The 22,962-nt window shown below is 62.0% G+C and carries 21 protein-coding genes; all 21 read right to left on the reverse strand.

Features of this window, described 5'->3' with window-relative positions; translation table 11 throughout:
* Positions 1–512: 512 nt before the first annotated feature.
* On the reverse strand, positions 513–1,370 hold the full coding sequence (locus tag AB8B20_RS05275; protein WP_439071873.1) for a fumarylacetoacetate hydrolase family protein: 858 nt from the start codon (positions 1,368–1,370) through the stop codon (positions 513–515).
* Between the two features lie 42 nt (positions 1,371–1,412).
* A complete protein-coding gene (gene mhpA / locus AB8B20_RS05280) occupies positions 1,413–2,933 on the reverse strand; it encodes a bifunctional 3-(3-hydroxy-phenyl)propionate/3-hydroxycinnamic acid hydroxylase MhpA (protein ID WP_439073028.1) in 1,521 nt (506 codons plus the stop codon).
* Positions 2,934–2,937: 4 nt separating this feature from the next.
* Positions 2,938–3,909 (reverse strand): VOC family protein, encoded by a 972-nt coding sequence (locus AB8B20_RS05285; protein WP_120286750.1) that lies wholly within the window; start codon positions 3,907–3,909, stop codon positions 2,938–2,940.
* Positions 3,910–3,943: 34 nt separating this feature from the next.
* Positions 3,944–4,930 carry a Bug family tripartite tricarboxylate transporter substrate binding protein gene (locus tag AB8B20_RS05290; RefSeq protein ID WP_439071874.1) on the reverse strand — a complete coding sequence of 329 codons (987 nt, stop codon included), beginning with the start codon at positions 4,928–4,930 and terminating at the stop codon, positions 3,944–3,946.
* Positions 4,927–5,547, reverse strand: coding sequence for a glutathione S-transferase family protein (locus tag AB8B20_RS05295; RefSeq protein ID WP_439071875.1), 621 nt, complete (start codon positions 5,545–5,547; stop codon positions 4,927–4,929). The genes AB8B20_RS05290 and AB8B20_RS05295 overlap by 4 nt, the downstream gene beginning before the upstream one ends.
* A 9-nt stretch (positions 5,548–5,556) precedes the next feature.
* A complete protein-coding gene (locus tag AB8B20_RS05300) occupies positions 5,557–6,381 on the reverse strand; it encodes an ABC transporter permease (RefSeq protein ID WP_439071876.1) in 825 nt (274 codons plus the stop codon).
* Positions 6,381–7,172, reverse strand: coding sequence for an ABC transporter ATP-binding protein (locus AB8B20_RS05305; protein WP_231079509.1), 792 nt, complete (start codon positions 7,170–7,172; stop codon positions 6,381–6,383). Before AB8B20_RS05305 ends, AB8B20_RS05300 begins: the two co-directional genes overlap by 1 nt.
* A 1-nt stretch (position 7,173) precedes the next feature.
* Positions 7,174–7,932 carry an ABC transporter permease gene (locus AB8B20_RS05310; RefSeq protein WP_439071877.1) on the reverse strand — a complete coding sequence of 253 codons (759 nt, stop codon included), beginning with the start codon at positions 7,930–7,932 and terminating at the stop codon, positions 7,174–7,176.
* Positions 7,933–7,951: 19 nt separating this feature from the next.
* Positions 7,952–8,965, reverse strand: coding sequence for an ABC transporter substrate-binding protein (locus AB8B20_RS05315; RefSeq protein WP_439071878.1), 1,014 nt, complete (start codon positions 8,963–8,965; stop codon positions 7,952–7,954).
* A 20-nt stretch (positions 8,966–8,985) separates the two neighbouring features.
* Positions 8,986–10,716, reverse strand: coding sequence for an FAD-dependent monooxygenase (locus tag AB8B20_RS05320; RefSeq protein WP_439071879.1), 1,731 nt, complete (start codon positions 10,714–10,716; stop codon positions 8,986–8,988).
* Positions 10,717–10,804: 88 nt separating this feature from the next.
* Positions 10,805–11,416 (reverse strand): TetR/AcrR family transcriptional regulator, encoded by a 612-nt coding sequence (locus AB8B20_RS05325; protein WP_439071880.1) that lies wholly within the window; start codon positions 11,414–11,416, stop codon positions 10,805–10,807.
* Positions 11,417–12,561: 1,145 nt separating this feature from the next.
* Complete coding sequence (locus tag AB8B20_RS05330; protein ID WP_439071881.1) at positions 12,562–13,977, reverse strand: aldehyde dehydrogenase family protein; 1,416 nt, start codon at positions 13,975–13,977, stop codon at positions 12,562–12,564.
* A 95-nt stretch (positions 13,978–14,072) separates the two neighbouring features.
* Entirely contained in the window at positions 14,073–14,834 is a 762-nt protein-coding gene (locus AB8B20_RS05335) for an SDR family NAD(P)-dependent oxidoreductase (RefSeq protein ID WP_439073029.1), read from the reverse strand.
* A gap of 94 nt (positions 14,835–14,928) precedes the next feature.
* On the reverse strand, positions 14,929–15,897 hold the full coding sequence (locus AB8B20_RS05340; RefSeq protein WP_439071882.1) for a Bug family tripartite tricarboxylate transporter substrate binding protein: 969 nt from the start codon (positions 15,895–15,897) through the stop codon (positions 14,929–14,931).
* 223 nt (positions 15,898–16,120) lie between these two features.
* Positions 16,121–17,644 carry a porin gene (locus tag AB8B20_RS05345; RefSeq protein WP_439071883.1) on the reverse strand — a complete coding sequence of 508 codons (1,524 nt, stop codon included), beginning with the start codon at positions 17,642–17,644 and terminating at the stop codon, positions 16,121–16,123.
* A 487-nt stretch (positions 17,645–18,131) separates the two neighbouring features.
* Positions 18,132–18,902: an SDR family NAD(P)-dependent oxidoreductase gene (locus AB8B20_RS05350; protein WP_439071884.1), complete on the reverse strand. Its 771-nt coding sequence runs from the start codon at positions 18,900–18,902 to the stop codon at positions 18,132–18,134.
* Positions 18,899–19,597, reverse strand: coding sequence for an NAD(P)H-dependent oxidoreductase (locus AB8B20_RS05355; protein WP_439071885.1), 699 nt, complete (start codon positions 19,595–19,597; stop codon positions 18,899–18,901). The genes AB8B20_RS05350 and AB8B20_RS05355 overlap by 4 nt, the downstream gene beginning before the upstream one ends.
* Positions 19,598–19,627: 30 nt before the next feature.
* The gene (locus AB8B20_RS05360; protein ID WP_439071886.1) at positions 19,628–20,515 is read right to left on the reverse strand and encodes a branched-chain amino acid ABC transporter permease; all 888 of its coding nucleotides are present in this window, start codon (positions 20,513–20,515) and stop codon (positions 19,628–19,630) included.
* Positions 20,508–21,281: an ABC transporter ATP-binding protein gene (locus tag AB8B20_RS05365; RefSeq protein WP_439071887.1), complete on the reverse strand. Its 774-nt coding sequence runs from the start codon at positions 21,279–21,281 to the stop codon at positions 20,508–20,510. The genes AB8B20_RS05360 and AB8B20_RS05365 overlap by 8 nt, the downstream gene beginning before the upstream one ends.
* 2 nt (positions 21,282–21,283) lie before the next feature.
* Complete coding sequence (locus AB8B20_RS05370; RefSeq protein ID WP_439071888.1) at positions 21,284–22,267, reverse strand: branched-chain amino acid ABC transporter permease; 984 nt, start codon at positions 22,265–22,267, stop codon at positions 21,284–21,286.
* The gene (locus AB8B20_RS05375) at positions 22,239–22,958 is read right to left on the reverse strand and encodes an ABC transporter ATP-binding protein (protein ID WP_244558396.1); all 720 of its coding nucleotides are present in this window, start codon (positions 22,956–22,958) and stop codon (positions 22,239–22,241) included. Before AB8B20_RS05375 ends, AB8B20_RS05370 begins: the two co-directional genes overlap by 29 nt.
* Positions 22,959–22,962 lie beyond the last annotated feature (4 nt).

The following is a 22,962-nucleotide window of genomic DNA, read 5'->3' on the forward strand; positions in this document are numbered from 1 at the left end:
TGGTTGTTTGCAAAGCCGGATACCGTTCCCCCAAAATCACATAAATATCCGGTCAGGCCCGACGGCATTGCCCCCGATGACGTCGGGCCGAGTTACTACGAGGTACCTCCGCTGCTCAATTGGTATCAAGCGCAATTCACTTTTCAGATGACTAATTCTGATAATTTATTACCGCTATGCCACAGACCCAAACGCCTATCTGTCCGAAGTGCGGATCGCTCACTGCTTGGCTGCGGTCTGCGAGGGCAAAGCGGTACCCGGAGCTGGAAGCTCTGGCGTGGCTCTGCTTAGTCCAGCGCAGAAGATGGACGCTCGCCGCGCGATAGCCGCGCCAAGCGAGCCGCTACTTGACGTTATAGGCCGCACGGAAAGATTGGACGGGTTACAAAACGAGGGATAAACGCCGGAGGTTCACGGTTCTGGCACAACCTCAAACTCGGCTTTGGCCTGTCGCGCCTAGCTGCCGGACTGCAATGTGGTCCGCACTCTCCACAGTTTGCCCGTCCCGACACTTAACATTTTTCGGCAACGACAGGATTGCGCAGCACACCAATTCTGCTGATCTCTACTTCAACAGTGTCGCCGTCTTTCATCCACAGCGGCGGAGAGCGCTTCGCGCCCACACCGCCGGGCGTGCCGGTGACGATCACATCGCCCGGCTCGAGAGTCATGATCGTGGAACAATATTTAATCAGCGCTGGGATGCCCGTGATCAGCAGATCCGTCGTTGATTTCTGAACGACCTCGCCGTTGAGCCGGGTCTGCAATGACAGTTTCGACGGGTCGGGAATCTCGTCGGCCGTCACTAGCCACGGTCCGAACGACCCGGTTCGCGCGAACGTCTTTCCTGCAATGAATTGCGACGTATGGCGCTGCCAGTCCCGGATGCTGCCTTCATTGTAGCAAGCGTATCCGGCAATCGCGGCCAACGCGAGATCTTCTGCGATGCGACGACCTCCGCTGCCTATCACCACGGCCAATTCGCCCTCGTAATCGAAATGATCGGATTCCAGCGGCTTCACGATCGGTTGTAGATGCCCCACCTGGCTTTCTGGAAAGCGGACGAAGAGCGCCGGATTTTCCGTCACGGTGCGCCCAGTTTCCGCGACATGATCGCGATAGTTGAGACCGATGCAGATGATCTTACCCGGGTCGGGGATCACTGGAAGGAAGGCGACATCATCGAGTTTCCAGTTCGGCGCAGCCTGCTCGACAATGCGCTTCGCTTCGCCGAGCGCATCCGCCGCGAGTAGCTGCCGTAACGACGCGATGCCGCGCTCCCTGAAATGCGGGCCGAGTTCGACGATGCCCTGGTTCTTTATGCCGCCGAAGCGAGTGACGTTGTCGGCTTGGAACGATACAAGTTTCATGATCGGTCTCTCTGAGTTGAATGAAAAAATGATCTGGAGCGCTCATGCGGCGCAGGATTCCCGGTGCAGTGAAGGCGGAAGGTGGAGCGCGTGGGTGAGCAGGCTTGCTGCATCACCCGGAGTCGCGGCCACGGCGAGCACGTATCGATCCGGCCGGATGAGCGCGGCGCTGATATTGCCCTGATCCAGCCAATCCCGAAGCGGACCGTCGTCATCGGCCGCCACGAATGCCACGCCCTGCTGCCGGCATCGCCGCCGCAGCGTTTCCTCGGCGCCGATGTCGCCGGCACGCGCGATCAGGGCGAATCCATATCCGACGTGATCGTCGAGAAGGCGGCCGTCCGACATGCGCGGTTGCGGCCCGGGCATCCCGATCGGGCAAACGCCGTCCGGCGCCAGACCCGGGCCCAGACGGGGCTTGATCGAACTCATGCGGACCGGCTCGGCGGTGGCCGACGCGCCCGGCAACGCGCGCTCGACGGCGCGGGTATTGATCAATCCGCCGAGACGCACGGCAAGCTCGATATATTCGGTGACATGCGGCACGCGTTCGCTGGCGTAGGTATCGAGCAACGCATCGTCAGCGCAGCCCCCGATCACTGCGATCAGTTTCCACGCCAGATTGCTCACATCGCGGATCCCCGCACAAAGCCCCTGACCAAGAAACGGCGGCGTCTGATGGGCGGAATCGCCGGCAATCAGCAAGCGGTCCCGTCGCCACCTGCGCGCCACCACCGAATGAAACATGTAGACCGCCGCGCGTTCGAGATCGGCATCCTCCGGCGTGATCCAGCGTGACAGCAATTGCCAGATCTTTGCGGGCTCGATCAGCGCGGCGTTGCTTTCGTCATCGCGCGCCGTGATCTCCCAGCGGCGGCGTTGTCCCACACCGCGCACATAGGTCGCGGGCCGCTCCGGTTCACAAAACTGGATGCTGTGATCGCCGAGATCCGGCCTGTCGCGCTTCAACAGGCAATCCACCACCAGCCAGCGCTCGTGAAAACCCAGATCGGTCGATGTCGAACCGATCAGACGCCGAACCAACGAGCGCGCCCCGTCGCAGCCGACCACATAGCGCGCACGGATTTGTTCCAGCTGGCCCGAGGCAAGATCCTCGAAGCGCAACGTTGCGCCGTCCACGTCCTGATCGATCGCGAACACATCGCAACGGGTGAGCACCGTCGCCTCGGGCAGCGTCTCAAGCTTGTGGCGCAGCACGCGCTCGAGGTCCGGCTGATGAAAGCGGTAGCTTTCGTGCCAACCCTGCGGCCCGATCGTCGCCGGCCGAGACCAATCGAGCATGCACCGGCCATCGGCATCGACGAACAGCATGCCGGGGGACAGGCAGGTGGACGGCAGGACGTCGGCGGCGATGCCGATCGTCTGAAAGACACGCATCACTTCGTCGTCGAAGTGAACCGCGCGCGGCAGCGGATACGGTTTGGCCTCGCGTTCCAGCACGGTGATGGAGAGACCGGCCTGGGTTAGCAGCAGCGCAAGCGTGGCGCCGACCGGCCCGAGGCCAACGATTGCCACATCGACGGTTTTATCGCTGACGGACATTCCGCTACTCCGCCCGCACCACGGAGTCGAGCCAGGCGCAGTTTGCCGGGTTGGGAACGCGGACGCCGCGGCGGGCAGCATCCAGCCGCATGTCCCGCATGCGCTTGCGTTGTTCCTCCGCCATGTAGAGCCGCTCGTGGCCCCACAGGCTCGGGCCGTCATGGGTCTCGAACGGCTCCCAGGTGTTGGGATCGATGACCTGCGCGCCCCAGCCGTATTCGACAAAAAAGTCCGACGGCGAGTGCGCATAGAACGACGTCATGTGATCGTTGGTGTGGCGTCCCAGCGTATAGGCGACGCGGCCCTCGTCGAGCTGGGCCAGATCGTAGCCCTGCCCGACATCGTCGAGGCTCTGCAGTTCAACCATGAAATGGTGGAAGCTCTGCCTGCCCGACCCGACCATCGCGAAGGAGTGATGGCGCCCGTTGATGTGGAAGAAATACAGCGGATAAGGCTTCAAGCCATAGTCCGTCACACTGAAACCGAGGACATCGCGATAGAACAACATCGCCTGCTCGATATTGTCGACGTTCAGGACCACGTGGCCCATGCCCAGCGGTCCGGTCTTGAACCCGGAAATCGGACGGCCGGGACTGAACGGGTCGCTCGCGATCTCTGGCGTGTGGAAGATCTCGACGCGGTGCCCGTTGGGATCGGTGAAGACGATCAAGTCGGCGACGCGGCGTTCGTCCGCAAGCGCCCGCGTGCCGCGCCTGACCCGGACGCCATGCGCATCCAACCGCGTAGCCATCGCTTCCAGGTCGTCGTGATGATCGACCTCCCAGCCCATGAAGCCGAGCCCTTCGTTGTCCGCTCCGGTCACCACAAGTCGCTGCTTGCGATCGTCCATCCTGAAGGTTCGCACGGCCCCGCCCCGGTCGACCGGCTGCATGCCTAGAAGACTGGTGGCAAAGCCACTCCAGTCCTCGAGTTTGGTGGACTGAATGCCGATATAGCCGAGAGACTTAAGAGCCATTGAATATCTCCTGTCGGAAATGCGGTCGGTACCACTACTGACGCTCGATGCCCCGGGCATCGATGACCTTGTTAAATTCTGCGATCTCCCGCCTCACGCGACCGGCGAATTCGGGCGCAGTGCTCGGCGTCGCATTGGCCCCCAGCGCACGCATCTCCTTCTGGAAGTCCTCGGACTTGACGATCGCGACGACTTCCTGCCGCAGACGGTCGGCGGCCTCGGATGGGATGCCTTTCTTGGCCGCGATGCCGAGCCAGGATTCGTATTCCAGCCCCGGCACGACGTCCCCGGAGAAGGCAACGTTTTTCATCTCCGCGGGGACGTCGCGCGTCGTCACCGCGAGCGGCCGAACGGTGCCGGCCAAGGTCTGCGGATAAGCGAAGGTCATCGTATCGATCATCACGTCGACACGCCCGCCGAGAAAATCGGTCAGTGCGGGCGTGCTTCCACGATACGGCACGTGGAGCAGTCCTGCACCGGTGGCGGCATTGATCCATTCGCCCACCAGGTGGTGTCCCGTACCGAATCCCACCGAATAAAAACTGATCGACCCCGGCTTTGCCTTGGCCGCCGCGATCAGCTCGTCCAGCGAATTGTAGGGCGACGCAGGTCTAACGCCGACCACCATGCCGTAGGTCGAGACCGTCGAAATCCACTCTAGATCCTCTACCGGATCGAATGGCAGCTTGGCACGCATCGCCGCTGCCACCGAATGCGCGCTCGCCAGCAGCAGCAACGAATAGCCGTCCGCCGGCTCGTTCATTACCTGCGTTGTCGCGAGCATGCCGCCTGCGCCGGGCTTGTTCTCAACCACCACGGTCTGGCCGAGACGCTTAGACAGCCGGTCAGCGACCAACCGGGACGCGGTATCGGAGCTGCCACCGGGTGCAAAACCCACGACGATGCGGATCGCCTTACCAGGATATCCGTCTGCGGCCTGCCCGTCCGCCGACGACAGAGCGATACCGAATGCGGCCGCTATGACCGCAATCCGCCTCGTTGACGAACGGTGCCCGATCATAGCGCAATCCCCTCTTCGGCAAATACGCGTCTTGCTGCGTCGCTCGACTTCAACTTGCCATAGCGCTCCGCACAGGCTGACGGGACCTCGAGCTTGACGCGGTCGACGGCCCAGAACAGCACATAGAACAGGGCCGCATCCGCGAAGGTCGCCTCGCCGTGCAAAGCGCCGCCCGTTCTTAAATCGCGTTCGACAATGGCGAGCCCGGCTGTGACCACGTCGCGGCCTTGCTGCTGGATGGCATCATGCGTGGCTGGATCTTCGCAAAATTTGGCCGGACGAAAGATGCGAGAGAAGCCCTGCATGTGCAGGGTCGAGACCAGGTAATCCGTCATTTCGGCCGCCCGCAATGCACACTCAGGATCGGACGGCGACAAACCAGTGCCCGGCGCCGACGCAGCGATGTGTTGCGCGATCACCGGAAATTCCGTCAGCACCGATCCATCGTCACGCTGCAGCGTGGGCACCTTGGCCTTCGGGTTGAGAGCTAGATACCAGGGCTGGCGGTTCTCGCCCGTCTTGATGTCGATCTTCTGCCGGTCGTAGGGGTGTCCGATGGTCTCCAGCAGATAGTGGATGCCGATCGAACACGCGCCGGGTGCGTAAAACAGTTTCATGCTCGTCCTCTAATGAAGAGTTTGATCTGCGTTGTCGGGACGCCAGGCTAGGGCACGGCGCTGAAACAGGCGCAGCACGGCGTCGGCGAGCAGCACCAGTGCTGCGGTAATGACCATGCCGGCATAAACACCGGTGATATCGGCAACGTTGTAGGAATGGTGGATGTAGTAACCGATGCCGTTTTCGGCCGCGAGGAATTCACCGACCAGCGCCGCATTGATCGCCCACGGCAGCGCCGCCCGCAGCGCCGCCCAGACGAAGGGCTGGGACGAATTCCACAGAACCTCGCGCGCGATCTCGCGCTTGCCGGCGCCGAAGATCGCAACCGTCCGAATCAGGTTCGGTCCGACCGACCGAATGCCGACAAAGGTGGCGACGAAGACAAGGAAGAACGTCATCAGCGCCACTAGCACGATCTTCGACGTCAGGCCGATCCCGAACCACATGATCAGGATCGGGCTTAGCGCGAGTTTCGGAATCCCGACCGTCGTCTTGGCAAACGGCTCGATGACGGCTGACAGCCGCGGCGACATTTGCACGACAAACGGAAGCACTACCCCGAGGCCTGCGCCGATCAGAAGTCCGCCGATGGCTTCCAGCGTCGTTGCCCAGACCATCGAGACGATCTCGCCGGTCCGAGCCAGATCGATCACACGTAGTAGGGTCGGCAACGGCCCGGCAATCAAATCCGGAACCCAGCGGGCGAATGCTTCCCACATCAACAGCAAGCCGATTGCAACGCCGCCGCGGGCCAGCGCGAGCCAGGGCATAACGGAGCGACGCAGCTGGGGCTGCGCGATCTCGGGAACGATATGGCTGATGGACTGGCTCATCAGACCTCCGCCCGGATGCGGCTGAAGATGCCAGGATAATTCGGCTCGGTGACGAGGCTATCGACCGAGCGTGGGCGTGAAATGTCGATTAGGTGCTCGCCGCGAATACAAGCCGGCGACCTCGTCAACGTCAGGGTCCGGTCGCCGAGCGCGATGGCCTCGGTGATGTCGTGCGTCACGAATAGGATGCTCTTGCGACCGAGTTCCCACAGCCGGACCAGATCCTCCTGAATGTGCAGGCGCGACTCCGCATCGAGTGCGCCAAATGGTTCGTCCATCAGAATCACAGGCGGATCGTAGGCCAGCGTGCGGATGATCGACGCGCGTTTGCGCATGCCGCCCGACAATTCGTGCGGATAGTGGTTCTCAAAACCGTTCAGGCCGACAGCGGCGATCAACTCATCGACCCGCTTGCGAAACGAGGCATCGAGCCGGCCCTGGATCTGCAGCGGGTATTCGACATTGGCGCGCAGCGTGCGCCACGGCAGCAGGTTGTCGTCCTGCATGATGTAGCCGATGCGTCCATTTGCGCCCGCGCTCTGACCCGGCCGCGACGGCGCGCTTATGACCTCACCGTGGAGCCGGATCTCTCCCGCCGAAGGCCTATCGATCTGGGCGAGCAGATTCAGAAGCGTCGACTTTCCCGATCCCGATGGGCCAACCAGCGTGACGAACTCGCCTTCGTGCAGCGCAAATGAGAGCCCCTTGATGATCCAGCGCTCGCTCTGCGTCGCTCTGTCGCTAAAGAACCTGCCAAGATCGCGGGCTTCGAGAACGGGTTCACAAGTCATGTCAGGCCGCCTTCGGAGTGCTGGGGTTCATCTGCGGACGCCATGCCAGTAGCTGCGCTTCTGCAGCGGCCACGGCGATATTGGTCAGCGCCACGATCAGCGTCAGCGCCGCGACGGCGGCCAGCGCGCCGGTGATCTCGAAGTTGCCGGCCGAGGACTGGATCAAGTAGCCGAGGCCGCGGTTTGAGGAGATCAATTCGGCGATCGCCGCACCGCCGATCGACAGCGGCAGGGCAATCTGGACCGCCTGGAAGACGAACGGCGTCGCCGAGGGCAGCACGATGGTGCGCAGCAATTGCGCTTCGCTGGCGCCGGCGACCTTTGCCATCCGCAGCAGGCGTGGATCGACGGCTCGCACTCCCTCAGAAGTACTGAAGAAAACCAGGAAGAAACTAACGCTCGCGACCAGCGCGACCTTGCTCCAAATACCGATCCCGAACCAGACGATGAAAAGCGGAATGAACGCGATTTTTGGCAGCCCGTAGCCGATCATGATGAAGGGATCGAGCACGGCGGCGAGGAACACGTGCCGCCGCAGCACCAACGGCAGCAGCAAGCCGGGCACCGCTCCGATTAAGAAGCCGAGCGCCGCCTCGAGCACGGTGTAGCCGACATGGCCGAGCAGCACGCCGGATGCGATCCAGACATAGATCTGCTGCACCACCAGGACCGGAGAGCTTATCTGCTCTGGCCCGGCCCAGGCGCTTCCTACCTGCCAGATGGCAGCCAGTGCAGCCGCAAAGATGATGCGATCCCACATCTCTCAGCTCCAGATGGCGTTAGTTGGCGGATGCCGGCGAGTACAGCTCGCCGGCAGGCGGAACCTTGGCATCCTCCGGGATGATGCCGCTGATCCTGTCGAAGGAAACGACGTTACGATACATGTCGTCGGTCAGTTCGAGGTCGGACCGCGCATATTTCGCGAAGATCTCGAACGACTGCTTCAGCGCGCCGGGCTCCATCTTGTCGAAGGTCTCGCCGAGCGCCGCGAGGCTCGCGGCCGGATCGCTCTTCATCAAGGCGACGGCCTTCTTCAGCGCCGCGACGAAGCCACGGCAGATCGCCGCCTGGGCCTGGCAATGATCCGGACGCACCAGAACGACGTTGTAGGGAAACGTCTTCATTTCCGGCAGGTCGACGTCGGGACCCGACACCCACATCACGCCGCCGTCGGCGACCGCCGTCAGGGAGAACGGCGGCGAGAACGCCATCGCGTCGATCGTCCCGCTCTTCATTGCGGCGACCATCGCCTGCGGCTGCAGAGCCGTGATGGTGAAGTCTGTTTCGGGATTCATGCCCGCCTTGCGGGCAAGATAACGCAGGAAGCTGTGCGGCAGACCGTTCACCGCGTCGATACCGATGGTCAGTCCCTTGAGTGCCTTGACCTTGTCGAGGGCGCCTGCGGAGGCCATCGACCCGAGTTTGTCGGCGACCGGCTTGCGCACGATGATATCGGTCGTGAAGCGATCCTGGGTATTGGCAATCGCGACAAGCTTCTGGTTGCGCGCGGCTGCCGCGACCTGAATGCCGCCGGAGATCAGCGTAAAATCGGCGCTCTTGCCGAGCACAGCCGGAATGACACCGGGCCCGGCGACATAGATGATCTTGGGGTCGATCCCGTGTTCGCGAAACAGCCCCCGCTCGACAGCGATGTAAGCCGGCGCGAACAGCAGCGACTGCGCCGGCAGCGCCATCGTCACGGCGGTCTGCGCCTGCACGGCACCGCCACCCGACGCGAACATCAGACAGGAAACCAGTGCTGCAAACCGCGCTTTCTTTACCGAGTAGCTCATGACGTCCCTCCCCTTGATGTTCAGCTACCTGTCTTTTGCAGATATGCTTCCTGTTCCGGATGTCGTCTCGGCGTCCGACAGAGCGCGACGTCCAATGCTTGATCGACAATGTCGGGCGGCTCCGCGTGCGGGTCTGTAGTCCGGAAGGTCACGTAACCATCGGGCCGAACCAGCACGGCGCCGCCCTGCGCGAGCCCGTACAGCGCACGGAATTGTTCGGACGGATCGTCCAAGTCACCGCTTGCGCCGATCGACCAGGCACCGCCCCGCAACTGCCGAGCGTCGATGGCCTGCATGAATGGAGCGTGCCAGGCCTCGAACTCTGGCGTCGTGAACAACGTGAACTGCCCGTAGCCGATCAGATCGATGGTCGAAACGGGCTGTCCGCCGCGCCCCAGCCAGATGTGCGGCGCGCGATGACCGGGGCGGCCATCCGGCGTGTAGTCGATTACCGAAAACGGCGGAGCCGATGTCCCGTCGCTGACGAAGGCTCCCCTTGGATAGACGTGGCCAAAAGTCTGGCCAAGATAATCGAAATGCTCCCGAAGACTCGGCACGACGTTGCGAATATGGGCTTCCGCCGCATCGCGGCCATCGCCGTCGAGGCTCCTCGCCATCGCGCTGTCAGCCGTCGCCATACCGGACAAGCCAAGCTCCGCCATCTTCAAGGCATTGGCGACACTTTGCTCGATGTTGATCTGCGCAATCGGCCGCCGCTCCGTATCGTAGCTGTCGAGCAGTGCGCCCGGCGCCCGTTCGCGCAACACCAGCGCCAATTTCCAGGCGAGATTCTGAACGTCTGTGATCCCTGTATTCATACCTTGCCCGCCCGTCGGCGGGAGCGGATGGGCCGCATCGCCCGCCAGGAAAATCGGTCCCGCATTCATGCGGTCGGCCAACCGCGCTTGCATCCGCCATGGCATGATCGAATGGATTTTGATGTCGATGCTGTCGAGGCCGATTACTTCGTGCAGGATGTCGGCGCAGCGATCCGGCGTGAAATCAGCTGCCGCTTCCTTCTGCTCATCGAAAGCGAAATTATAGGTCCAGCGACGGCGCCCATCGAGCGCGATCAGGACCCCGCACGTCTGTGCATTATAGATCCACCACAATAGATACGGGCGATCCTCGACCAGCGACCACAAGTCGGCTTCGAAATAGATGCCGATCTGGCGTCCGATCCGGCCGCGCCCGGACATTTCGATGCCGGCCTGTCGGCGAACCAGGCTGCGCGCGCCGTCGGCACCAACCACGAAGGGAACGGCGATTTCGAACGCGCCATCCGGACCGATGCCGACCAGACGCACGCCATCGCCTTCACGCGCAACGCTTTGGATCTCGGTTTCGAAGCGGAGCTCGATATTCGGATCGTTGCGGACCGCTTGCAGCAGGATCGGCTCGAGGCGATCCTGCGGACACGATGCGCGCAAGCTGGGACTAGCGGCGCGATGGGCTGCATCGCGTTCCGTTACACCGCGCGTGCGCAGCACCGCAACTGCAGGCTCGGCGAGCCGTCGCAGGAAAGCAACGCCCTGGTTTCGATCGGCTGGAAGGCTTTGGGCCACGATGGATTCTTCCAGCCCCAAAGAGCGAAAGATCTCCATGCTGCGCGCATTGACGACATGACCACGGGGATGCGTGGACGTCGTTGCATTCTGTTCGTAGACGATCGTCGCTATGCCCTCATGGGACAGCAACAAGGCGCACGTCAGCCCCACAGGACCCGCGCCGATAACCGCAACGTCAGGCATCGCTTCCTCCGGCATGACGCGTTCTAAGCAGCGTCACCTTCATTGACTGCCAGTCAATCCTTAGATTGACTGGCAGTCAAGCCGTTTATTATAGGCCTTGCGGTGCATCATCTGCGCCGAGGACGTGCGCTTGTGACATTACGACGGGAAACAGCTGCAGGGATGCGGTGATCACACCATCGGGCAGCACACGCCGCCCCTGAATCCACTCCAGGACCAGTTCGTCGTAGAATCCAAGCCACGCCCTCGTGGCGACGACAAGCGGCTCCGAAGGCTTTTCGATGTTGAAAAAGCCGAGAACCAAGTGGATGGCATTGCTGCGGGATTTTTCCCAGATCGCCTGAATGGCCGGCGTCCCACCGCCGCGCGAGTGAAACACATAGTCCGCCCGTCGCTGGCTGACGGCGTCCATATGGCTTACCAAGAAAGCGCGAAGTTTCGCGTTCGGTGTCTTCGGTCGCCGCGTCGCTTCGATGTGAAGCAGATCGAGGCGATCGGCGGCGCCCTGCGAAACTGCCTCATAGAGCTTCGCCTTTGTCCCGAAATAGTGAAAGACAAGACCGTGCGCGACCCCGGCCTGGCGGGCGACTTCCTCAACGGGCACATCTTGAAACGAGGTCTTCGTAAAAAGACGCGTCGCGGCGTCGATGATCTTCCTTCTGGATTCGATACTTCCGGCCTTACTGCTTATTTTCTTCATTGATTTGACCGCCCGTATCACTCCGACATCGCCCATCTACAATGCGAAGTATTTGCTCTAACAGAAAGCAACGGAAAGACTAGATCAGCCCAGCTGTTTCTCAAACGTCCAATTGGCGCCAATGACTTGCCCTTCGCTCTTATCGATACCATGTTCGATTGCCGACAAAAATAGTCTCGCACTCACGCTACTTCCCGGTATCGGGCCCTACCCTCCACCCTATAGAATCCCAAGCAGACCATCGACGTGTTTCGCGCCGGGAAGCGCCACCGTCTGCCTATGGAAAATTCAGATCAACGATAGCTGCTCTGATCTGCGAACATATCTGCCTGACTCAAATCTCATTGCGCGTCGCATCGGCGAATTTTCGGTAGGTCTCTATGCCAGTTCAGATTACGTAAGCGAGCACGGCGTTCCAGAAGAGCCGGCTGTCCACGGTCCGCACCAGTCGCCACGATATGGGCGAAGAAGCCGGCAAACTCCGACTCGATCTCATTGAGGGCGTCCGTGCAGGAGAATTTGTTGGGGCACCATTGCAGGGCCTCGTCCTGACCCGCGGCCTATTCGCCGCGATCGTCCGCTCGGACGCACGGTTCTTGCCATCAAAGCGATGATCGAAGAAGAGGTCCGACAGCTTTACCAGTCGCGTTCCGAGATCATCCGCCCCTTGAAGCGTACCGATGCGAGTCTTGCCGGGCGAATACAAAAATCGGGCTCGGGCGCTCGGTAGACGAGAAGCTATCTTGCATTCCCCGCCCGCATTTTCGCTATCGACGGTACGTCAGGGACGATTTGCTGGGTCCACCGGTGGAATTCGCCCGTCTCTACAATTGGCGCCAGTTGGACAGAACTCTGCTGGCCTGCCAGCCGTTTTCGAGATGCCAGATATCCGATGACCGCTTTTTTTTTTGCGCCAAGAGCCGCCCACAGGTCACGCCTAGTCCTTTACGCCGTACGACCTGACCCGTCCAATTTGCGGGCACGGGCTCAAAGTCGAAGCCCAACTTTCCCCGCGGGAAGATAATGTGCGGCCGCGCGCCAACTTGGAGGAAGCGCGCGACCGCGGCGCCGCGAGAGCTACGACAGCCCCGTGGCGGACCACTTGCGGCGAACCGCTATCGTGTTTTGGGGCGAAGCCGGATTCGCTACCCAATGATCGCTTTGACCTCCAGATATTCTTCGAAGCCGAAAACCCCGAACTCGCGCCCGTTACCAGACTGCTTGTATCCTCCGAACGGGAGGCTGCGGTCGAATGCAGCGCCGTTGAGGTAAACACGTCCCGCGCGGATGCGATTGGCGACGGAGCGCGCGTGGTTACGGTCACGCGATTGCACGAAGCCCGCCAGTCCGAACGGCGTGTCATTGGCGATCTCGATGGCCTCATCTTCGCTGTCATAGCTCATGATGGACAGTACCGGACCGAACACCTCCTCGCGCGCAATCCTCATTTGCGACGTCACGTCGCCGAACACGGTGGGACGAACGTAATATCCGCGATTGAGCCCGGCCGGCCGGCCCGTTCCGCCCGCTACCAGGGTCGCGCCCTCGTCGATGCCGGACTGGATCAGGTCTTGCACTTTCCCGAACTGTGACTGGCTCACCAAAGGCCCCATGGTGGACGCCGGATCGAGCGGATCACCGAGACGGATTCTGCTGACGGCTTCACTTGCCGCGGCGAAGGCTGCGTCGCGCTGCGCGCGCGGAATCAGCATGCGAGTGGGCGACTGACAATTCTGGCCCGTATTCGTGTAGCAGGCGTGAACGCCCTGTATGACAGCAGCTTTCAGATCGGCATCCGGAAGGATGATATTGGCGGACTTGCCGCCCAGCTCCTGCGCGACGCGCTTGACCGTATCCGCCGCCAGCTTGGCCACCCGAACACCGGCGGCTGTCGATCCGGTGAATGACACCATGTCAATCTCGGGATGGCCGGCGATTGCCTCGCCCACCGTTGGACCATCGCCGTTCACCACATTGAACACACCCGCTGGAATGCCGGCGTCGTGCACGATCTCGGCGAACAGCATGGAGCTCAGCGGCGCGATCTCACTCGGCTTGAGAATGACCGTGCAGCCGGCGGCCAGTGCTGGCGCGACCTTCGAAGCCACCTGGTTCAACGGCCAGTTCCACGGCGTGATCAGGCCGCAGACACCGATTGGCTCACGGCGAACGACCCCGCCTCCCATCGGTTCTTCAAACCTGTAGTCCGCAAGCACGCGCGCAGCTTCCTCGAAATGAAACAGCGCAACGGTCGCCTGGCGTTCTGTCGCAAAGGTGATCGGCGATCCCATTTCCAGCGTCATCATCTGCGCCAGTTCCGGCAGACGTGCCCTGAAGCCCTCAATGATCTTCTGAAGATAGACGAGCCGGTCTTTCACGCTCACTTCGGAATAGGTTGCGAAGGCGCGGCGGGCCGCCTGCGCGGCCCGGTCCACATCCTGGCGGGTACCCAGGCTGATCCGCGCGAAGGCCTCCTCCGTCGCAGGATTGAAAACTTCAAGAGTTGACGGTGTAACCGGATCCACCCAAGCGCCGTCGATATAGAACTTCAGCTTGTCCATTTTCTCCACCCGTGACGCCCATACGAGGCGTAGCCATTGTGTCCGGGGCTCGTGCCCCCGCCATCGCTGTCTCGCTGTAGTTCCCGGCGCGCGCTTTAAAGATGCCTGCCCTCGTCCACGGGCACGACGATCCCTGTCGAACTCGTCAGGTTGATGATGCAGGCCATCACTGCCCTCGCGACATCGTCGGGCGTCGTGATCCGGGCCAGCGGGAGTTTCTCGGCGACCCGCTGCAACTGCTCTCGCGTCCGCCCGGCGACGAAATCCGTATCCACGCCAGCCGGCGATATGGAAAACACGCGGATTTTGGGTGCGAGCACTTTCGCGAGCGCAATCGTCAGCGCGTCGACACCCGCCTTGGCGGACAGATAAGCGAGGCTGCTTCCCAGTCCCGTGCGAGCGGCAATGGATGAAATGTTCACAATGGCGGCGCCGCTACCGCGCTCCAGCAATGGACGGAAAGCGCGCACCATGGCGAAAGGCCCCCGCAGGTTGATGGTCACGGTGCGATCGAAGATCTCGTCGGTCAGTGCGTCAAGATCGTTGGCGGGCACTGGCGTCGTGGCGCCTCCACAATTGACCAGTACATCGAGCCGGCCGTACTCCTTCTCCACCCGCGCCGCGGCTTCGGCGATAGAGGATGGATCGTCGATCGCGATACGCAGAGCGAGATGCCCGGTACCCTGCAGCCCGCTCACGACATCTTCCGCCAGCTCCTTGCGGCTGTTGTAGCCGACCACGACAGCCGATCTGCTGGCGGCGAGGCGCGCCGCTGTCGCCTTGCCAATCCCGCTGCCGCCGCCCGTGACGAGCGCCACTGTGGGAGTCGATAGCGCGGGAACATCGATGCGGATCATGTCGGTCACTCAATCACTCCCGATCGTCAGACGACGAGCCCGGACCAGCGCAAGCAGGATAACACTGCACTGCGCGGTGCCGGCCTCGCCCTTGCTACATTGCAATTTTTGCCGCCTCGATTACCGGGCGCCACTTGGCGAGTTCGGCCGCGATGAATGCCTTGAGATCGTCCGGCGATCCACCGACGCCCAGCAATGCATTCTGCCCGAGAATAGCCTTTCCCTTTTCACTCTGAAGAAAGCTGTTCACGATGCTGTTCAACTTGGCGACGATCTCGGGTGACGTCCCGATCGGCGCGACCATGGCGTACCACGCTGAAGCCTCGAAGCCCTTGAAGCCCGTCTCCTGCACTGTGGGCACGGCCGGCAGTTGCGCGGCCCGCTGGCTGGTCGTGACGGCAAGCGCCTGAACTTTTCCGGAGGTGACCAGCGGTACATAGGTCGGCATGAAGTCGATGACGATATCGATCTGACCGCCGAGCAAATCTGTCATCAGCGGTGATGTGCCGCGATACGGCACGTTGGTCATCTTGACGCCGACGGACCTCTGCACCAGTTCCGACGTGATGTGTCCGAGCGTGCCGTTACCGGGATGTCCCACATTGACCTTGTCGGGGTTCTGCTTCGCATAAGCGATCAGCTCTTCGAACGTCTTCGCTGGAAAGTCGGCGCGCGCGGTCACGATGAGCGGGGACTTAGCGACGAGAACGACCGGCGTGAAATCCTTTTCGGAATCATAGGCCAGCCCCTTATACATCAGCTTGTTGAGCGCAATCGGCGCAGGCGTGCCGAACAGAAGCGTGTAGCCGTCAGCGCTCGCCTTGGCCACGGCCGCACCGCCAATGCTGCCGCCTGCCCCCGCTCGATTGTCGACGATGAACTGCTTGCCGAGCGCCTCGCTCAGTGCCTGGCCGACCGCGCGCGCGAGCGTATCAACGGCGGATCCTGCCGGAAACGGCACGATCATGGTGACGGTCCGTTCCGGCCATCCTTGCGCGGCGGCGTTGTGAATGGGCGTCAGGGCGAGCACGAGACCGCACAGGCCGACTAGCAATGCACGCATGTTTCCTCCGATTTTTAAGATGCAGGCTGTGCCCACTTGTTCAGCGCCATCTTCCGCAGCGCTTTCCCTGTTCGATGTCCTACAATCAAACCGATATCGAAGTTGCGGAATGTGCCGCCGTTCCGCTGTACGGCATGGCTCGCTCACGCGCTTGCGTGAACAGTTCCCCGGCACGTCTGCCGGGGGCTCTTGTTATCAACACCGACCCGGTGGTTGATCAGGCTCAGAACGACCGCAGGATCTGAACCGCTCCGTTGTAGAGGTTCTGATCGCGCACGGCGTAGGATGTGCCGGCTGGCTTGCCCACGACGTTGCCGGTGTAGGTGCCACCCAGGCTCTGATCCATGCGGCTGTAGATGAATTCCGCCGAGAGCGTCAGATTCTGAACGGGCGTCCAGGCTGTTCTGGTGCCGACCTGCGTGGTGGCAAAGTCGAAGTTGTTGCTGGTCCCGGACAGAACGCCGGCGGACGAAGCCGCTGCCGAGGACGAACTGGTGCCGAAGCCCCGCGTGGTCGAGGCGAATGCCCCTGCCAACAGAGCGTTGCCCGCGTCGCCGTAAGAGATGTGGCTGTAGTTGGCGAACAGAGAGGTGCGCCACGCCGGGTTCCAGTAATGCTCGAAGAAGCCGCTGACTTCCCAAGCCGAGCTCTGCACGATCTGGCCGCCGGGCGCATAGACGCCATCGAGAACGTAGCCGAAGCCGACCGTGTTGCCATCGAACTTGGCGAACCGCCCGCCACCCAGCGTATCCACCGTCCCAGCGAAGACGTATTTCGCAGCGCCCTTGGCGTAGGAGGCTTCCAGCTTGAGGCTGTCGCCCGCGCCAGTTGGCAGGTTCTTGAACTCGACAGCGCCGCTTACGGCGAAGCCATAGGCATCGTCGGGGTGGCCGGAGGGTTCGTTGGTGTAGTATTGCGCCGTCGCCTGATGAAGGGTTGCAGCGAAATGCAGCGTGCCCCATGCCTGATCTAGCCGCAGGTTGCCGACAACGTCCGGCATATGGTTGCCGCCGGCGGCATTACCGAGGAACGTGTTCGACGACGAGCCATAGAATGCACCGGTGAACTGCGAGGCACCGGGCGCCACAATGAACGTGTTCACGTTCCACAGGCCGGCATTGCGATAGGGTGATGCGTTCTCAAGCGAGATGGTGCCAGAGACGCCGTTACCGAACGACGCCGTATAGGCCAGCTGCGGAATGCCCGTCGCATTGTTGGAGCCCGCGAAGAAACCGGACGCAATGGTCGGCTTGGCGAGCGCCCATTGCGGGTCGAATTGCGAGACGGCCTTGCCGAAGGTGAAACCTGCGAACTGGATGAACGCGAAGTCTACTTCGACGAAGCCACCGGCGATGCTTTCACGTCCCTGTGCGAAGTCGAAATGAATGTTAGAGAATGTGCGAAGCAGACCATATTCGGTCGCCGTGCGCGTATCGGTGGTCAGCGTCAGGCGCGGCTTGGTGTTGAAATAGTCCTTCGTGTAAAGATTGTTGCCGCCAGCGCCGCCGAACCAGTACGGCACGTCATAATTGCTCGCGGCATTGAACGCGGTATCGATGCGAAGTGCACCGCCGATCTTAATGCAGGTGTCGGTGCCCGGGATGTAATAGAAGCCTGCGCCGTAAAGTGAGCAGATCTTCACATATTCGACCGCCTTGGCCTTCACAGGAAGATCGGCAGCGTGTGCACCGCCGATCGCCAGCATCCCTGCCGTCGAGCCGAGAACAAGAGTCTTGATAGTCGTCATTATAGATAGCCCTCCAATTGCCTTCGTTTCCTCAGTGAAATCTACTTGCCCGGCCCACGCCTATATGTACGCGAGGACGGAACATCGTTTTAAATAGGATATTGATGGAGAGATCGGCCTGTCAACGACGGCGGCGAATTTCGGGCCAATGATGAACAGAGTGTGTCATTCGCGTTGGATTGACGCACAAATGAAGGGTGACGTTTCGTCATCGCGAACAACTATCGAAACGCATGCGCGCAGCGCGCCGAGAACGATGATTGCGAGCCCGCCAATGGGGCTCATATCAACTCGCTACCGCATTGCCGGCGATCGATTTAGTGAGTCGCTCCGCAAGATGCCGCTCGCTGCGGCTCGCGCGCGCGGCGATATCATTGGGCGTGTAGGGCAGCGCATCCATGGTCGGCGTATGAATGCCGCCGAACTATTGTCGAACCGGCGTCGTTCGATCCCGCAGCGGATGCGGACTGCTGTTTGGCGCGCTCCGTCAGCTCACGCCGCCATCGGCGATGATCGTCCGCCCGGTGAGCCATTTCGCCTCCGGCGACGCGAGGAATAGCGCAACGCCGGCGATGTCGTCGGTCTGCCCGATGCGACCGAGCGGCGTCATCGCCGCGATCCCTGCGCCGCGCTCGGCCAGGATCTGCGTCGTCATGTCGGTCTCGATCACGCCGGGCGCAATCGTGTTGACTGTGATCCCGCGCGGGCCGAATTCCTTGGCGAGCGCATGCGACAGAGCAGCAACCGCCGCCTTGGAGGCCGCATAGATCGAGGTGGTCGGGATCGGCCGGGTAGCGAGTGCGGAGGAGAAATTGATGATCCGTCCTCCCGGCGCGGTCAGATGCGGGAGCGCCGCCTGAATAACAGCGATCGTGCCGAGGACATTGGTATCGAAGGTGGCGCGGAACAGCTCGGGGTCGACCGCCTCGAACGGCCGATATTCCGCGATACCGGCGCAGTTCACCACAATGTCGAGATGCCCGAACCGCGCAATGACCTGTGCGACCATCGCCCGTGCATCGTCGGGATTGGAAATGTCACCGGCAACGCCGATGCCTTGTGCCCCCAACTCGGCGATATCACCGAGTACCGCATGCGCCGCCGCGGACTCATTGCGGTAGCCGATCGCCACACGACAGCCCGCGCCGGCAAAACGCCGTGCGATCGCAGCTCCCATCCCGCGCGACCCGCCCGTGACCAGCACGACCTTGTTGCTCAACGAATCCCGGTCGGGCCGCCCTTGATCGCTGGTGCTCATGACCTGCCTGTTTCCGTGGGAGTGACTGCTGCGATGCCGGCGTGCGGCGCTATGTCTTCGACTGCCTTTTGCAATCGCAGGCTCCATTGCCTCAGATACACTTCGCGACCTTCGGCATCCACGCGCGGCGCTGCGTAAGCGACGAACGGTTCAAGGGCTGTCATGCCAAGATACTCGATCATCAGGCGCTGTGCCGGCCACAGCACAGTCTGGATATCGCCATAAGCGTCGCCAGCCGAAAACCGTTGCCGGGTGCCGCCGGTGCTGAGGCACAGCAGACCGCGCTTGTCGGGAAAGAAGCCGCTGTCGAAGCGGCGGCCATCGGCATAGGCGAAGCCAAAGGCAAGGACGCGGTCGAACCAGCCCTTCAGAATGGCCGGCATGCCGCCCCACCAGATCGGGTAGATCCAGACGACAAGATCGGCGTCGCGAAGGCGCTGCTGCTCACGCACGAGGTCGGCCGCGAAACCGCCGGTGCCGTGCGCATGGGCCTGTTCGGTCTGATAGTGAAAACGTTCGGCGTCCGCCACGGCATTGAAGTCGTGTCGGCCGGCGACCGGATCGAACCGTTCGGCATACAGATCGGACACCACCACCGCGTGGCAGGCCTGCCGCAATGTCGCGACACCGGCATCCTTCAGGGCACCCGTGAAGGAGGTCGGCTCGGGATGGGCATAGATCATCAGGACGTTCATCGCGATACTCTCACAAGCGACATCATCGGATCAGGCGCTCTTGGCCCGGCCGGCGAACAACCCACTGGGGAAAAACAGCAGCACGATGAGCAGCACCGTCAGCGCCACGATGTTCTTGAAGCCCGCGCCGAAGAACACGATGGCGCCGGACTGGATGACGCCAAGGAAGATGCCGCCGATCAGCGCCGCCGGCGCACTGCCGAAGCCCCCGATGATCGCCGCGATGAAGCCGTTGATGCCGAACGGCCCTCCGACGCTGTACGCCGTATATTGCGTTGGCGTGATGAGAATGCCGGCGGCGGCGCCCAGCGCTGCACTGAGTGCGAAGGACACGATCAGCATGCGCTCGACGGGAATGCCGAGCAATGCGGCGGCCTCGCGGTTCTGCGAACAGGCCCGCAAGGCCCGCCCCATCCGCGTGCGGTTGAAGAATTGCGTCAGTGCGAACACCATCAAGGCGCCGCATCCGAGCACCCAGAACAACTGATAGCCGATCGCGATCGGCCCGATCTTCAACGGCCCGCCGGATGTGAATTCAGGGTAGGTCCGCGGCTGATCGCCCAGCGTGAGAATGACGACCTGTTCGATCAGAAGCTGGATCGCCAGAGTCGCGAGGATGATCGCGAACAACGGCGCTTTGCGACGCCACATCGGATTGATGATGGCGATCTGGACCAGCACGCCGACACCCGCGACCAGGATCGTGGACAGCACTGCCGAGACGTAGATCGGCAGGCCGAACTGGGTCAGCAGCGTATGCGCGAACATGCCGCCGAGCATGACGAACACGCCCTGCGCGAAATTAACGATACCGCTGGCATTGTAGATGACGCAAAATCCGATCGCGACCAGTCCGTAGATCAGTCCGATACCGACGCCGTTGACCAGACTCTGAACGAGTTCGACTGCGCTAGGCATTGGCTGCCTCCTCTATGCCGAGATAGGCGGCAATGACTTCGGGATGGACCTTGATTTCGTCCGGAGTGCCTTCGGCGATCTTTCGTCCGAAATCGAGCACCGCGATCCGGTGCGCGATCCGTGTGACCAGACCGACATCGTGTTCGATCAACAGCACCGTGGTGCCCTGGCGGTTGATCTTCTGGATAATGTGCGCGAGCGCGTCGGTCTCCTGCGTATTGAGACCGGCGGCGGGCTCGTCGAGCAGCAGCAGCCGCGGCTTGGATGCGAGTGCGCGTGCGACTTCGAGCAGCCGTTGCTGACCATACGGCAGCAGTTCGGCATCGAGATCGGCCTGCGCGCCGAGCCCGACGAAATCGAGCAATTCGCGCGCCCGTTCATGAACCTCGGCTTCCTGCCGGCGAAACCAGGAGGGCCGCAGCAGCGCCGCAGCGACACCCCCTCGGGTCGCGAGGTGGCAACCGACCTCGACGTTCTCGGCGACGGACATGCCCTTGAACAGCTGCACTAGTTGAAACGTCCGGATCAGCCCCATGGCGGCGATCTGATCCTGGCGCATGCGCGTGATGTCGCTGCCGTCGAAGGCGATGCTTCCCGAGGTCGAATTGAGGAAGCCGGAGATCATGCTGAAGAATGTCGTCTTGCCCGCGCCATTCGGACCGATGACCGCGAACAGGCTGCCTTGCGGCACGTCGAGATCGATCTCGTTATTGGCGAGCAGCCCGCCGAAACGCTTGGTCAGACCCTTGACCTTGAGGAGCGCCATGGTCACGCCTCCCCTTTGTCTTCGCGCGGCCGAAACAGTCCACCAAGTGCAGAGAGGCCCTTAGGCGCATAGATCAGCATCAGCAGCAGCACCAGCGCATAGGCGATGTCCTGGAAGCGGCCGGTGCTACGGAAGATTTCCGGCAACAGCGATGCGACGATTGCGCCGATCACCGGACCGATCAGCGTACCGACGCCTCCGACATAGAGCATCGTGAAGGTCACGATGACCATCTGCGGGCCGAACACTTCGGGACTGATGAAGCCGACCGTATGCGCGAACAGCGATCCGGCGGCCGACGCATACAATCCGGCGATGACGAAGGCGATAAGCTTGAAGCGCGAAATCCGAATGCCGAGCGCAGCGGCGCCGTTCTCGCTTCCGGAAATGGCGCGCAGTCCGCGGCCAAAACGGGAATCGCGCAGGCGCTGCGAGATCCAGAAACCGACCAGCAGCAGCCCTCCGAGGCAGAGCAGCTTCAGCCGTTCGTCCTCGACGGTCAGGCTGCCGATGCCGAGCGGTGGAATGCCGGCATAGCCCATATAGCCCTGGGTCAGGCTGGTCCACTGGACCGAGATGTCATAGGTAATGAGGCCCAGCGCGAAGGTCGCCATCGCGAGATAGTGGCCACGCAGACGCAGCGTCGGATAGCCAATCACCAGCGCGGCTATTCCCGCCACGCCCATCGAGGCGATCAGGGCAAGCGCAGGCTCCCAGTTGTACTGCACACAGAGAATGGCGCTGCCATAGCCGCCGATGCAGGCGAAGGCGTTCTGGCCGAACGAGGCCTGCCCCGTATAGCCCATGAAGAAATTCAATCCGAGGCAGAAGATGCCATAGATCATCGCGAGCTGCATCACCGTCAGCAGATAGCCGCCATAGATCAGCACGGCGACAAACAGCAGCGCGCCCGCCCCAAGCAGGCCGATGGAGAACCGGTCGAGACGCGCAACCGGCTTAGGTGAAGTAATAGCGAGCAAGGTCATGGTGCGATTCAATCTCGTGCGTCGGCAACTCGGCCCGAACGCTTCCAGAGGCAAGAATGTAAACGCGCTGGGCGAGCTTGAGCGCCAGCGGCGCTTTCTGCTCGACCAGCAAGATACCCAGACCCTCCTTGTTGAGGGCGCCGAGCGTCGACAGGATTTCGGATGCGACGCGCGGCGCAAGGCCGAGCGACGGCTCGTCGAGAATGAGCAGTTTTGGATCGGCCATCAGTGCCCGGCCGACAGCCAGCATCTGCTGCTCGCCGCCCGACATAGACGATGCGGTCTGGTCGATACGCTCGCGCAGCCGTGGAAACAGGGAGAACACCTTCTCTAGCTGCCGCTCGCTGTGGGCCTGCGGTCCGGACAGTTTGTAGGCGCCGAGTTGCAGATTCTCCCGCACGCTCATGTCACCGAACAGGCCCCGCCCTTCCTGCACCATGATGATACCGAGCCCGGCCAGCTCATGGGTGCGTAGATGAGTGACATCCCGGCCGTTGAAAACAATCTGCCCGGTGCTGGCGATCAGCCGCGTGATGGCGCGAAGCAAGGTGGTCTTGCCGGCTCCGTTCGGTCCCAGAATGGTCACGAACTCACCGGGCGCCACATGGAGCGCGGTCGACCGCAGCGCTTCGATATGACCGTAGCGGGCCGTCAGATCGCGGACAGCGATCAGGGGGACAATGTCCGCCATCGCC

This window comes from Tardiphaga sp. 866_E4_N1_4 (assembly GCF_052076075.1).
GTDB classification, from domain to species: Bacteria; Pseudomonadota; Alphaproteobacteria; order Rhizobiales; family Xanthobacteraceae; genus Tardiphaga; species Tardiphaga robiniae.